The organism is Ramlibacter sp. AN1133 (assembly GCF_037890035.1).
Taxonomy (GTDB): domain Bacteria; phylum Pseudomonadota; class Gammaproteobacteria; order Burkholderiales; family Burkholderiaceae_C; genus Ramlibacter.
In genome coordinates this window covers 39,987-53,146 of record NZ_JBBKTQ010000035.1, presented here as the reverse complement: position 1 = coordinate 53,146, position 13,160 = coordinate 39,987, and the positions used below count along the sequence as shown (strand labels likewise).

Sequence of the window (13,160 nt, the reverse complement as noted above, 5' to 3'; positions counted from 1 at the left end):
GTGGGTCCAGCCTGGCCGGCTGGACCCGCTCTGGACGACCGCCGAGGGCCCCCCCTGCGCCGAACCCTCCGGGCTGCCCCGCGAGAGCCTGGATATTTACGGGACAGGACACTAGACCGTGAACACGAGGGCCTGGACCAGGCCATCCACCGGGCCGGCGCCGAAGCGCGCGGCCAGCGCGCGCTCGGCCGCCTCGGTTGCCGCGGCGAGCCCCGTCGGCGCGCGCGCCTCGATCTCGTTGCGCAGCGGGGTCCCCTGGCAATAGGCGATGGCAGGCGCGCGCGGCGAGGACGCACGGCTGCGCGCGGACAGCACCTCCCATCGGGGCGCGGCCGCGAAGCCGCCCTGCGCGAGGTCGCGTGCCACCACTGCCGCATCGTGGTAGCCGTGCGGCACGCGTGCCATGAAGCGCGGCGGGTCCTGCGGGAACACGGCAGCGAGTGCCTGCGTGACCACGTCGGCGAATTCATTGGTTTCGATGCGGTCCCACACATTGAACAGCAGCGTGCCGCCGGGCCGCAGCACGCGCCGCGCCTGCGCGAACGCCCGGCTCCTGTCCGGGAAGAACATGGCCCCGAACTGGCACACCACGGCATCGAACCTTGCGTCGGCGAAGGGCAGCGCCATGGCGTCGGCCTGCTGCCACGCCACGGGGCGGGCGGTGCCGCGCGCCCTCGCCTGCTGCAGCATGGGGACGTTGAGGTCGGTCGCGACGATGCGGGTCGCGGCGGGCAGCACCCGCGCAAGCTGCCGCGTCACCACCCCCGTGCCGGCCGCGATCTCCAGCACGTCGCCCGGCTTCACGGCGGCCACGCGCTCGGCCAGGTCCGCCGCGTACGGCTCGAAGATCAGGGGAACCAGGTGTTGGTCATACAGCTCGGGAATGGAACCGGCAAACAGGCGATCGGTGGCGTCGTGGCTCATGGCCTCTCCTCCTGCGCAGGGTGTCCACCGTAGCGGGAACGGGCGCGCGGCGCAACGGCCACAGGAGGCGCTGCGTCAGCGCGGCGCTGGGCCGTACGCGGCGTCGAACTCCGCACTCGCACGGACGCTTCGATGAAAGCGTGCAGACTTTCGGGACCGCGGTCGCGCAACCACGGCCGCACCTCGTGCCCCGCCGCCGCGTAGAGCGGGCGCAGTTCCGGCTCGCCGAGCGCCCTGCGCTCCTGGTTGGCCGCATCGCTGCCGCCCGCACCGCCTCGCGGGCGCGCAGGGTGGCCTGGCGCAACTGCTCGCGCGTGACGGCATCCGCGCCGCTTTCCACATAGAGCCGCGGCGTCACGCGTTCGAGGCCGAAGCGCTCGGGCGCGACCAGCTTGCCGCCGCGCACGAAGCTGCAGCCGGCCAGCGCGCACAGCAGCAGGAGCGCGAAGACGCGGCGCATGGGCTTCAGCGCTGCGCCCGGTCCTTCGCGTTCTGCGCCTCGATGCGCTCGCGCGCCGCCTGCCAGTCGGCGTCGCTCCATTCGCGCAGCTCGTAGAAGTTGCCGCCGGTGGCCAGCGCATTGCCGCCGTCCATCATGATGCTCTGGCCGGTGAGCCAGTCGCACTGGCCCGGCGCCATCAGGAAGGCCGCCAGGTTCTGCAGCTCGCCCATCCTGCCGGGGCGTGCCATCGGGTTGTGCGCCTTGCTGCGCGCACCCGGCTCCTCGCCGGGATTGAGGCGCTTGCTCATGCCCTCGGTGGGGATCTCGCCCGGCCCGACGGCATTGAGGCGCACGCCGTGGCGCGCCCACTCGACCGCCAGCGACTTGGTCATGACATCGATCCCGGCCTTGCTCATGGCGGAGGGCACGACGTAGGGGCTGCCGTTGTCGACCCAGGTGGTGATGATGCTCATCACGCTGCGGTACGGCCGCTCGGGCGTCCACTGCCCGGCGCGCGCCTCGGCCACCCAGCGCTTGCCGACCGCCTGCGTCACGTAGAAGGTGCCGTGGAAGACGATGTTGGCGATCGCGTCGAAGGCGCGCGGCGACAGGCTCTCCGTCGGCGCAATGAAGTTGCCGGCCGCGTTGTTCACCAGCCCGGTGAGGCCGCCGCCCTCCCACAGCGCCTGCACCATCTCTTCGACCGCCTGGGCGACGCGGATGTCGACGCCGAAGGTGTCGATGCGGCGTTCGGGGAAGCGCGCGCGCCAGGCCGCCGCCGTTTCGTCGCACACCGCCTTGCGGCGGCCGCAGATCGCGATGTCGGCGCCCAATTCCAGGAAGCGCTCGGCCATGGACTGGCCCAGTCCGGTGCCGCCGCCGGTGACGAGGATGCGTTGGCCGGCAAACAGTCGAGTTGCGTACATGGCTGGTCCTTTCGTGAATGCGGGGGAAACGGCCCCGCTGCGCGCGCGCCTGACCTAGAATTTTGCGCAAGAGGAGCCGAGGACTGCTGCGGAATCTATGCCGTCGCGCCTCGGCTTTCGAATTCCTGCAATTTAGCAGTGAAGGAAAACAATCGATGCAGGGCAGGATGGCGCGAGTCTTTCTCGCGCGCGTGGGAGCGGCGGTCGCCGCGATGCTGGCGCTGGCCTCGGTCGCTCAGCAGCCGCCGCCGCAGGCGCCGCCCGTGCGGCTGCGGCTGGCCAACAGCCTGTGCGCCAGCATGGCGCAGCAGACGGTGGCCTGGCAGCTCGTGCCGCCGCTCGCATCGTCGGCGCGGCCCGAGGCATCGCTGAACGCCACCCTGGCCCAACGCATGGAGCGCGAGCGTGACGTGTTCTTCGCCCGGCTCGATGCGATGAAGCCCTTCAACGGCCTGTATGCCGTGGGGGACGCCAACCATACGCTGCTGGGCCCCAACGAAGGCGGCCGCTACAGCGTGGGCCTGGAATGGGAGCTGTTCGACCGCGGCCGGGAGGATGCGCGCCGGCAACTGGATCGCGCCCGCATCGAGAACAAGGCCCAGTACCTGCAGATGCTGCGCGACACGCAGGACCGCGAGCTGCAGGAGCACCTGCTGGCCATCCAGCAGATGCGCAACAAGCTGCTGGCCACGCTCTACCAGCGCGAGGCGGCGGCGATCCAGCCGGTGCTGCAGCGGCGCCGGCAGGAGCTCGCGGCAGGCCGCGTGACGAAGACGGACGTCGCGGAAATCGAATACCGCGCCGAGGTGGCGGCGCTGCGCGCGCAGCATTTCTCCGGCCTGCCCGACGTGCTGGTGTATCCGCAGGCGCATGAGCTGATCAACCGGATCGAGGCGGTGGAACTGCGGCCGGCCCCGGACCTCGTGGATCGCGCGGTCGAGCGCTCGCCCGAGGCGCAGCTGCAGGCCCTGCTGGTCGAGCGCATCGAATACCTGCCGCGCGCGCGCGACCGGCTCGCCCTGAGCCTGTTCGCCGAGCGCGCCAAGGACTTCGACCGCGGCCCCTACAACGTGGCGGGCGTGCGCATGCGCATCCCGCTGGACCGCGACCGCGGCCGCGACGAGGTTGTGGAGGCCGCGCGGGAGCTGTACACGGGCCAGCGCGAATCGGTGCGCGCGGCCATGGAGCAGAAGATCGCCCTGCTGTCCGAGCGGCTGCGCCTGCGCCAGGGCGACATGCGCGTGCTGCAGGCGCAAAGCCGCCTGCTGCGGCAGAAGGTCGAGATGGCCTGCTATCGCCTCGACCACCAGGTCGCCTCGCTGCCCGGCGACCCGGAACGCGATGTCGAGGAACTCTCGCTGCAGCTGCAGGAACTGCAGCGGGAGATCCTGGTCTCGCGCCTGGACGTGCTGGAGGTGCTCACCCAGCTCAGCGCGCTGGTGAAGCCCCGCGAGCCGCAGGAGCTGTACTCGCTGTCGCGGCACTGAGCACGGTGTTGCCGGGCCCGTCCGGCGGCGCCCAGCGCGCGTCCTTCGGGGTCTGGAACACCGGGCCCCACTTGTGCTGCGGCGGGATCGCGAAGCGCACGTCGCGCACGGTGTTGTGGTGGCTGTTGCCGCCGTGGAAGTTGACGTCCACCTCGCTGTCGATGTCGCGCAGCGTGTTGAAGGCCGAACTCCATTGCAGCGCGATATGGCGGATGTTGCGCACCTTGCAGTGCTCCACCGTGCCGCGGTAGCTGCGCGCGATGCGCAGGTAGCCGCTGCCGCCATCGCCCTTGTTCCAGGCGCCGTCCAGCAGGCAGTCGCGCACCGTGAAGCCGTGGCTCTGCTCGATGGAGATCGGGTGCCGGCCGGCATTGAGCACGGTCACGCGCTCCACCAGCGCGTCGTCGGTCCAGGACAGCGAGATCGCATCCACCGCGACGGCGGGCACGGCGTTCTCGTACACGTGCCTGAGCGAAGCGATGTCGCGGCCGGGCGCCCGCTGCTCGATCGTGAAGTCGGCCAGCCGCACGCCGCGCACCGGCTTCACGCGCAGCACCTCGGTGCGGCCCGCGTCGAAAGTCAGGCCGGTGGGCGCGGCCAGCCGCAGGCCGTCCTCGTCGCGGCCGGAGACCTTCACCAGCGCCTGGCGCAGGAAGGGGAACTCGCGCTGCCACTGCTGGCTGCCAAGCTGCCGGAACAGGACGTCGTCGTTCGGCTGCTTCAGCCACACCAGCGTGCCGGCCTCGAACTGCGCCGCGCCCGGGATCTTCAGCAGCGTGTCGCCGGGACCCAGCGGTTTGCCCAGGTAGCCCACGCGCGGCCCGGGCTGCCCCTCGACCAGGATCACCGCTTCCTGCGGCGTGCCCACGTGCGAGACGATGCGGGTGCGGTCCTGCCCCGCGCCGAGCAGCGTGACCTCGTCGCGGCGGATCACCACGGGCTGCATGAAATCGAGCTGGCCGGCGGGCAGCCGGATGGTGAGCGGACCCGGAGGCTGTTTGTCGATCAGCGCCTGCAGCGCCGCGGCATCGTCCTGGCCGTCGTCGGGCCGCACGCCGCCCTTGCCCTTGACAGCGTCGATCACTTCGGCTGGCGCGCCCTGGGCGGCGAACAGTTCGGTGCCCGGCAGGCGCAGCGCGCTGTGCGTGAGCAGCACCGCCAGCGCGAAGGCGGTGTAGGCAAAGCCCATGCGCCAGGTCGGCACCAGCCGGCGCAGGCCGCTCGCCTTGACCGCATTCTGCTTGGACTTGCCCTTGCTCCAGTTCTGGTCGGCCAGGTTGTGCCAGGCCTTGATCTTGACGATCGAGCCGACCCACTGCGTGTACAGCATGATCGGGATGGTGCGCATGCTCACCGCGTGGCCGTGCCAGGCGATCACCACCAGCTGCACGCTGCGCACCAGCACCGCCCAGGCGATGTACAGCGGCAGGAACAGCACCGATTTCGTCACCGCCAGCACGCTGGCGCCGGCGATGCCCACCAGCGAACTCCACATGGAGATGCGCTGGTCCAGCAGCACGAACCAGATGAACCAGCCGGTGCGGCGCGGTCCGAGCGCCAGCGAGCGCGGGTTGTTGCGCAGCGTGTTGCCGAACCAGCGGTACGGCAGCGACATGCTGGCCTTGAGGAAGGGCTCGTTGCGGCTTTCCAGCGACACGCAGGTCACGTCGGGCAGGTACAGCATGTTCCAGCCGCCGCGCAGGAGATGGAACCACGAGCTCTTGTCGTCCCCCATGAGGAAGCGGAAGCGCCCGTACAGCCAGTGCTCGATGGTGTCGTTCTCCATCATGCGCAGGAAGTCCTCCTGCACCACGATGGAGGTGCGCAGCACCGAAAAGCGCCCGGTGAGCGTGAGCACCTTGTGCGACAGGCTGTGCGACTGGAACAGCACCTGGCGCTGGCCGAACTTCAGGTCGAACCAGTCGCGGTACCAGGGCGAGCCGCCGGGGATGCAGGCCTCCTCGTTGGTCGTCACGGCACCGAGGTCGCGGTAGGCCATGAAGAAGGGCAGCACGCGCGCGAGCGAGTCAGGCTCCAGCCAGGAGTCGCCATCCATGAAGACCGTGACGCAGTCCGGCTCGTCGTGGTAGCGCCGCGCCACCGCGCGCAGCGCATGCCCCATGGCGATGCGCTTGCCCTGGCTCTGGCGCTGGAACACGAGCTCGATGCGGCCCTCGCCCAGGTAGGGCGCGCACGCCGCGGCGATCACCTGTTCGTCCTCGTCGCTGCCCACGGCCACGATGACGGTGGCCTTGCCGGGCAGCGCGAGCAGGTTGGTCATCAGCGCCGGCATCGCCTGCTGGCTGACCCAGGCCTCCTCCAGGTACGAGGGCACCACCACGAAGATGCGCTGCGGCCAGGGCCGCGACTGCGCCACGCGCCGCGCGCTGGCGCGCAGGCGCGGGTAATGCCACGTCGCGTACCAGGCCGCGCGCGTGTAGTGCAGCAGCTGCCAGCCATAACGCCACAAGGCGAAGGCGCTGATCAGGATCAGCACCTCCTCCTGGATCCCGTGCAGTTCCTCGCGGCCCCACGTGAACAGCCACAGCGCGGCGCCCCCGTACAACAGCACGGGCGGCACCGCCGAGGCGAGCGCGTGGAGTCTCGAGGCGCGTCCCATCACGACCAGGGCAGCGACGGATTCCGGATCCACACGTTGACGCGCGAGTTGACCGGCAGGCGCACCTTGCGATCGTCGAAGTCGAGCTTCACCAGCGTCTCGTTCAGGCCGCCTTCCTGCGTGACGGGCGCGGTCGCGGAGACGGCGCTCAGGCCCACGCCGGACACCTTGGCGCCGTACTTGCGGTCTTCGCTCGCGACGTAGACCTGGGCCGGCATGCCCAGCTTCAGCTTGACGGCGTCGTCGTTCGACACGCGCAGGAACACGCTGGGCGTGACGTCCGCCTCCAACAGTACCACGGGCTGGTTCGCGGTGACGAACTCGCCGGGCAGGCGGTCGACCGTGAAGACCTTGCCGCGCACCGGGGCGCGCACCGTGCGATCGGCTTCCTGCCGGGCCAGCAGCACCTTCTTGGAGGCGAGTTCCAGCCGCAGCTTCGCGATCGTGTCCGAGTTGTCCAGGGTCTGGCTGTGCGTCGCGCCCTCGGCGACCTGGCGCAGGTAGTCGACGCGCCGGTCCTGTGCCTGGTTGGCCACCAGCATCAGGTCGCGCTGCGTGATCGCGCCGGCCTGCAGCAGACGGCGCGCGGAGGCGAGTTCGGCCTCGCGCTCCGACCACTCGCGCCGCATCGACTGCAGCACGCCGGCTTCCGCCTGGCGCCGCACGGTGGTCAGGCGCGCTTGCCGGGCGACCAGCTCGCCCACCTGCTGGTCGAGCGAGTTGATCTCGTCGCGCAGCGTGGGGTTGTCCACCGTGAACAGCGGCGTGCCGGCTTCGACCCTCGACCCGGGCTCCACCAGCAGCTTGCCCACCTGCCCCACGTTGTTGGCCGTCACGCGGGCGATGCTGCCGGCGACGAAGCCCGTTCCCTCCAGCTGGTACGTCAGGTTGTACCAGACGATGCCCGCGCCCACGGCCAGCACCGCCAGGCCGGCGACCACGCTGCCGAGGAGGCGCCCGCGCCGCGGGGACTGCTGCAGGTGCATCGCGGGCATGCCGGCGCTGCCGAGCGTGAGCGGCGCCGGTCCGGAATTCGCGGCCAGGGGCATCGCCGCCGCGGCCACGATGTCCTGCACGTCGCCCAGCTTGCCTTCGAGCGAGAGCTCGATGTAGTGGCGCAGCAGCTTGCGGTTGCGCGCGGACAGGTCCTGGAATTCGAAACCGGCCACGCCTTCGTGCACGCCGCGGTACACCATCCGCACCGGCACCACCAGCGTGGACTCCAGCAGCGGGAAGCTCACGCGCGCATCGACCACCTCCCCTTCGGCGGGCGGCTGTTCGAGCGCCGCGAGGCCCACGCCGGTGGTGGACCAGTCGCGCGCCGCATGGCTCTTGCCGCCGATCTCCACGAACAGCGGGAGGGCGACGCGCATGGCCTTGCGCGGCAGGTTGGCTTCTCGCGAAATCATGGCTTGGCTCCCTCGATACAACAGCGCAGTCATGGTCACGATTGATACAAGCGCAGAGGCAGCGTAAACCCCTCTAAAAACTGTAGGAAGGTACCTACGCGCGAAGGAGCACGCTGCGCAGCACGGCGAAATGACCGCCCCCGCTACCCTTTGCGCGACACCGCCATTGCGGAGGGAGCAAGAAAGATGAATGTCACGATCGTCGGCACCGGCTACGTCGGCCTGGTCACCGGCGCCTGCCTGGCCGAACTGGGTAACAACGTGTTCTGCCTCGACGTGGACGACGCCAAGATCAGGCTGCTGAATGCGGGCGGCATGCCGATCCACGAACCGGGGCTGGAGGAAATCATCCAGCGCAACGTGGAGGAAGGGCGCCTCGTCTTCTCCACCGACGCGGCCGCGAGCGTCGCCTTCTCCGACCTGCACTTCATCGCCGTCGGCACGCCGCCGGACGAGGACGGCAGCGCGGACCTGAAGTACGTGCTGGCCGCCGCGCGCCAGATCGGCCGCCACATGGAAGGCTTCAAGGTGATCGTCGACAAGTCCACCGTGCCCGTGGGCACGGCGGAAAAGGTGACCGCCGTCGTGCGCGAGGAACTCGCGAAGCGCGGGCGCGACGAGCTCGCCTTCTCGGTGGCGAGCAACCCCGAATTCCTCAAGGAAGGCGCGGCCATCGACGACTTCATGCGGCCCGACCGCATCGTGCTGGGCGTGGAGGACAACGAGCGCGGCGAGCGCGCCCTGTCCATGCTGCGCGAGCTGTACCGGCCGTTCAACCGCAACCACGAGCGCACGCGCGTGATGGACGTGCGCAGCGCGGAATTCACCAAGTACGCGGCCAACGCGATGCTGGCCACGCGCATCAGCTTCATGAACGAGCTGGCCAACCTGGCGGACCGCGTGGGCGCCGACATCGAACTGGTGCGCCAGGGCATAGGGTCCGACCCGCGCATCGGCTACAGCTTCCTCTATGCCGGCACCGGCTACGGCGGCAGCTGCTTCCCCAAGGACGTCGACGCGCTGTGCCGCACGGCGCACGAGAACGGGCTGCCGCTGCAGGTGCTGGACGCCGTGCAGCGCGTCAACCACGGACAGAAGCAGGTGCTGCTGCACAAGATCTTCAGCCAGTTCGGCAAGCGGCTGGCCGGCCGCACCTTCGCGATCTGGGGCCTGGCGTTCAAGCCCGGCACCGACGACATGCGCGAAGCGCCGAGCCGCTCGATCATCTGCGCCCTGCTGCGCGCCGGCGCGCGCATCCGTGCGCACGACCCGGTCGCGCAGGAGCAGGCGGCGCGCGCGCTCGCCCTCGACATGCAGGACCAGCCGCAGCTGCTGGCGAACATCACCTTCGTGGCCAAGCCGATGGACGCGGTGGCCGAGGCCGACGCGCTGGTGGTGCTGACCGAGTGGAAGAACTACAAGAGCCCCAACCTGCGCGCGCTCAAGGATGCGATGCGTTCGCCGCTGGTGCTGGACGGACGCAACCTGTACGAGCCGCATGCGATGGCCGCCGCCGGCATCACCTACCTGGGCATCGGCCGCAACAACCTGGCGCTGCTCGCTCCCGAGCAGCGGGTGCAGCCGGAGGCGCTGCTTGTGTCCGACCCGGTGCGGGCCGACGAGGTGGCGGCGGAATCCGGCGCGGTGGCCGCGGCGGACGAGGAGCCGATGGCGGTGCTGGCGGAACTCGCGACGCACGCGGCGGCCGGGACGCAGAAGCTGCACGGCGAGCAGTCCATCGGCAGCAATGCCGCCGCGGCCTAGGAATCGGCGCCGCGGACGGTGCGGGGGGTGCTGGCGGGCGCCCCTTTTTCGTTCCGGCGCGTGAGCGCCAGCGCCAGGGCGCTGCCGCAGCAGGCCATCGCGCCAAGCTGCCAAGGCCCGAGCGGCTCCGCGTGCACGATCGCGCCGGTGACCATCGCGACGATCGGCACCATCACCGAGGACAGGCCGGCCACGCTCGCGGGCAGCAGGCCCACGATGGCGAACCACGCGGCGTTGCCGATCGCCATGGGCACGATGGTGATGTACGTGATCACGAGGAGGGTCTGCCAGGACGGCACGAACCAGTGGCCCCAGCCGATCCAGAGCGCGCCCGCCCAGAGCGGCAGCGCGGCGATCAGCAACTGCCAGCCGGTGAGGACCAGGGCCGGCACCGGCACGGCCGCGCGCTTGAGGACCACCGTGCCGAGCGCCCAGCCGAATCCCGCCAGCAGCCCGAGCAGGAAGCCCGCCGGCGCGCTGGCGTAGGCGGCGCGGGCCGGCACCAGCAGCAGGCCGACGCCGAGCGCGGCGAGCGCGACGGCCACCCACATGCGCGGCGTGGGCCGCTCGCCGAACAGCACCCAGACGACGAGCACCGTCCACATCGGCATGGTGAAGCCGAGGATCGCCGCCTGGCCGGAGGGGATCAGGATCGCGGCGTAAGTGCTGGCGAGGTTCCAGACCACGAGGTAGATCACGGCGGCCGCCGTCACCGGCAGCCAGTGCGCGCGCGGGATGACCACGGACAGGCCGCGGGCGCGCGCCAGCGCCAGCAGCAGGAAGCCGGCGGCGGTGAGGCTCACGGCGCGGAAGGTCCAGACGGAGACTTCGCGCACGGCCAGCGGGAAGAGCGCCCAGTTGGTGCCCCAGACGAGGGTGAGGACGAGGACGAGCGGGACGGCCTTGGCGGCGGGGTGGGGGCTGGCCATGCGGGTGATCATAAGAACCCCCATCGTTGCCATGCCGGCTCGCCGCCTTGGGGCAGGCTCCGGCTCCCATTGCCGGCATGCCGGGCTTGACCCGCCGCCTTGCACCGGACCGGCGTGCCGAATGGACCGCGGTCCGGGTCCGGACATAACCGCTCAACGGTCGTTGACGGATGTCGTTACATATAGCAATACTTGCACTGTTCTTGTAACAAAGGGCTTCGCATGATGACCTTCGTGAAAACCATTGCGCAACGCAGCGCGACCGTCTCTGCCGCCGTGCTCGTCGGCTTGGCGCTTTCTTCCTGTGGCGGCGGCGAGCCGTACACCGGGCTGTGGGAGGGCAGCGTGGACGGGAACGGGCCGGTCACCACCATCGTGCTGGGGGACGGGACCTATTTCATGAAGTACCCGGCCTCGCCCGGCGTGCCAGGCGGACTCGTGCGGGGCACGGGCGATTTCCATGGCGCCACGTTCACGTCCACGGACGGCGTCGACTACCGCTTCGCGTTTCCGCCCCAGCGCCCGACGCCGGCCACGATCACGGCCCGGGTCACGGCCAAGGGAGGCAACCCGGCGGTCGCCGGCACGGTCAACGCGAAGTCGCTCCAGCTCGCATACGTCAAGCCCTTCGATCCCGACGGGAAGCTGGCGGACCTGGCCGGCTCCTATCCCGGCGAGGTGACCTTCTCGCTGGGCATTCGCCAGACGGTCTTCGAGGTCACGCAGGACGGCAAGCTCACCACCCTGCTGAACGGCTGCGCCATCACGGGCCAGGTGGTGCCGCGCCGGGACGACGCGTTCGACCTCACCATCCAGTTCGGCGGCGCGCCCTGCGTGTTCCCGGGGGCGGCGTTCCAGGGCGCGGCCGTCTACAGCCACGAACTGCAGCAACTCGATGCCGCCGTGGTCAACCCGACCTTCGGACAGGCGATCACCTTCATCGCCAGGAAGAACCGCTAGTCACCGACGGGCAGCGGGGCAGGCCCCCGCTGCAGCCTGTCGCCGTCGCTGACGGCGGCGGCCGGCGCCACGCGCCAGGGCGGTGGCGGCCCGCGCGCAAGGCTCAGTGATGCTGCGGCGGCGTCACTTCCCAGTGCTGCATGACGCGGTCGTGGCCGTCCACGCTCTCCAGCCGCACGCGGAAGCCCCACAGCCTGGCCACGTGCTTGACCACTTCCTCTGCGCCGTTGTCCAGCGGACGGTCGGAGTGGCGGATGTGCCGCAACGTCAGCGAGCGGTCGCCGCGCGCGTTCACGTTCCATACCTGGATGTTGGGCTCGCGCCAGCCCAGGTCGTGCTGCCGCGACAGCGACTCGCGCAGGCGCCGGTAGCCGTTGTCGTCGTGGATCGCCGAGACCTCCAGCTCCGACTGCGCGGCGTCGTCCAGCACCGCGAACAGGCGCATGTCGCGCATCAGCTTCGGGCTGAGGTACTGGCCGATGAAGCTCTCGTCCTTGAAGTGGCGCATCGCGTAGTCGAGCGACTTGACCCAGTCGGTGCCCGCGATCTCGGGGAACCACTCGCGGTCCTCGTCGGTGGGGTTCTGGCAGATGCGCTTGATGTCCGTGAACATCGAGAAGCCCAGCGCGTACGGGTTGATGCCGCTGTACGCCGGGTGCGTCACCGGCGGCTGGAACACCACGTTGGTGTGCGAGCTGAGGATCTCGATCATGTAGCCGTCCGAGAGCATGCCCTCGTCGTACATGGTGTTGAGCAGCGTGTAGTGCCAGAACGTGGCCCAGCCCTCGTTCATCACCTGCGTCTGGCGCTGCGGATAGAAGTACTGCGCGATCTTGCGCACGATGCGCACGATCTCGCGCTGCCACGGCTCCAGCAGCGGCGCGTTCTTCTCGATGAAGTACAGGATGTTCTCCTGCGGCTCCTCCGGGAAGCGGCGCACCTTCTTCTCGGCCGCCTTGCCGGCCTTGGCCGGCAGCGTGCGCCACAGGTCGTTGACCTGCTGCTGCAGGTAGGCCTCGCGCTCCTTGCGCCGGTTCTCCTCTTCCACCATCGAGATCTTCTGCGGCCGGCGATAGCGGTCGACGCCGTAGTTCATCAGCGCGTGGCAGGCGTCCAGCACCTGTTCCACCGCGTCGATGCCGTGCCTTTCCTCGCATTCGGAGACGAAGCTCTTGGCGTAGACCAGGTAGTCGACGATCGAGCTGGCGTCCGTCCACATGCGGAACAGGTAGTTGCCCTTGAAGAAGGAGTTGTGCCCGAAGCAGGCGTGCGCCATCACCAGCGCCTGCATGGGCATCGTGTTCTCCTCCATGAGGTAGGCGATGCAGGGATCGGAGTTGATCACGATCTCGTACGCCAGCCCCATGTGGCCGCGGCGGTAGCTCTTCTCGCTCTGGATGAAGTGCTTGCCGTAGGACCAGTGGCGGTAGTTCACCGGCATGCCGACGGAGGCGTACGCATCCAGCATCTGCTCGGACGAGATCAGTTCCAGCTGCGTGGGGTAGGTGTCGAGGCCGAAGCGTTCCGCCGTGCGGCGGATCGCCTGGAAGTACGTTTCGATCAGGTCGAAATCCCAGTCGGAGGGACAGGGCAGGCGCCTGCTCTCGTCCTTCTTCTGGTCGGAGGGGGTGAGGAATTCAGCAGCTTCAGTCACAGGATCACCTTCATGCTACGCATTGCGGTACGAGCCCCTCCGGGC

At 69.7% G+C, this 13,160-nt stretch carries 9 protein-coding genes; 3 read left to right on the top strand and 6 right to left on the bottom strand.

Features of this window, described 5'->3' with window-relative positions:
• Window positions 1–111: 111 nt before the first annotated feature.
• Window positions 112–924 carry a class I SAM-dependent methyltransferase gene (locus tag WG923_RS28265; RefSeq protein ID WP_340354372.1) on the bottom strand — a complete coding sequence of 271 codons (813 nt, stop codon included), beginning with the start codon at window positions 922–924 and terminating at the stop codon, window positions 112–114.
• Window positions 925–1,389: 465 nt separating this feature from the next.
• Complete coding sequence (locus WG923_RS28260; protein WP_340354371.1) at window positions 1,390–2,292, bottom strand: SDR family oxidoreductase; 903 nt, start codon at window positions 2,290–2,292, stop codon at window positions 1,390–1,392.
• 167 nt (window positions 2,293–2,459) lie between these two features.
• On the opposite strand from WG923_RS28260, the gene WG923_RS28255 reads away from it, so the two are divergent.
• Window positions 2,460–3,779, top strand: coding sequence for a TolC family protein (locus WG923_RS28255; protein ID WP_340354370.1), 1,320 nt, complete (start codon window positions 2,460–2,462; stop codon window positions 3,777–3,779).
• On the opposite strand, the gene WG923_RS28250 is transcribed toward WG923_RS28255, so the two are convergent.
• Together WG923_RS28250 and WG923_RS28245 are read right to left on the bottom strand one after the other, a co-directional pair.
• Window positions 3,721–6,432 carry a glycosyltransferase gene (locus WG923_RS28250; protein WP_340354369.1) on the bottom strand — a complete coding sequence of 904 codons (2,712 nt, stop codon included), beginning with the start codon at window positions 6,430–6,432 and terminating at the stop codon, window positions 3,721–3,723. The two genes, WG923_RS28255 and WG923_RS28250, sit on opposite strands and share 59 nt — an antisense overlap.
• On the bottom strand, window positions 6,399–7,808 hold the full coding sequence (locus WG923_RS28245) for an HlyD family efflux transporter periplasmic adaptor subunit (protein WP_340354368.1): 1,410 nt from the start codon (window positions 7,806–7,808) through the stop codon (window positions 6,399–6,401). Before WG923_RS28245 ends, WG923_RS28250 begins: the two co-directional genes overlap by 34 nt.
• Window positions 7,809–7,994: 186 nt before the next feature.
• On the opposite strand from WG923_RS28245, the gene WG923_RS28240 reads away from it, so the two are divergent.
• A complete protein-coding gene (locus tag WG923_RS28240) occupies window positions 7,995–9,572 on the top strand; it encodes a UDP-glucose dehydrogenase family protein (RefSeq protein ID WP_340354367.1) in 1,578 nt (525 codons plus the stop codon).
• Here WG923_RS28240 and WG923_RS28235 read toward each other — a convergent pair.
• A complete protein-coding gene (locus tag WG923_RS28235; RefSeq protein ID WP_340354366.1) occupies window positions 9,569–10,501 on the bottom strand; it encodes a DMT family transporter in 933 nt (310 codons plus the stop codon). The two genes, WG923_RS28240 and WG923_RS28235, sit on opposite strands and share 4 nt — an antisense overlap.
• A 234-nt stretch (window positions 10,502–10,735) precedes the next feature.
• On the opposite strand from WG923_RS28235, the gene WG923_RS28230 reads away from it, so the two are divergent.
• On the top strand, window positions 10,736–11,461 hold the full coding sequence (locus tag WG923_RS28230) for a hypothetical protein (RefSeq protein WP_340354365.1): 726 nt from the start codon (window positions 10,736–10,738) through the stop codon (window positions 11,459–11,461).
• 103 nt (window positions 11,462–11,564) lie between these two features.
• Here WG923_RS28230 and WG923_RS28225 read toward each other — a convergent pair whose 3' ends face one another.
• Window positions 11,565–13,115 (bottom strand): SpoVR family protein, encoded by a 1,551-nt coding sequence (locus WG923_RS28225; protein WP_340354364.1) that lies wholly within the window; start codon window positions 13,113–13,115, stop codon window positions 11,565–11,567.
• Between the last annotated feature and the right edge of the window lie 45 nt (window positions 13,116–13,160).

Excerpts from the sequence above, each read along its gene's own strand:
- WG923_RS28255 (WP_340354370.1), top strand. The coding sequence starts at position 2,460 with ATGGCGCGAGTCTTTCTCGCGCGCGTGGGAGCGGCGGTCGCCGCGATG.
- WG923_RS28265 (WP_340354372.1), bottom strand. The coding sequence starts at position 924 with ATGAGCCACGACGCCACCGATCGCCTGTTTGCCGGTTCCATTCCCGAG.
- WG923_RS28240 (WP_340354367.1), top strand. The coding sequence starts at position 7,995 with ATGAATGTCACGATCGTCGGCACCGGCTACGTCGGCCTGGTCACCGGC.
- WG923_RS28235 (WP_340354366.1), bottom strand. The coding sequence starts at position 10,501 with ATGGCCAGCCCCCACCCCGCCGCCAAGGCCGTCCCGCTCGTCCTCGTC.
- WG923_RS28245 (WP_340354368.1), bottom strand. The coding sequence starts at position 7,808 with ATGATTTCGCGAGAAGCCAACCTGCCGCGCAAGGCCATGCGCGTCGCC.
- WG923_RS28260 (WP_340354371.1), bottom strand. The coding sequence starts at position 2,292 with ATGTACGCAACTCGACTGTTTGCCGGCCAACGCATCCTCGTCACCGGC.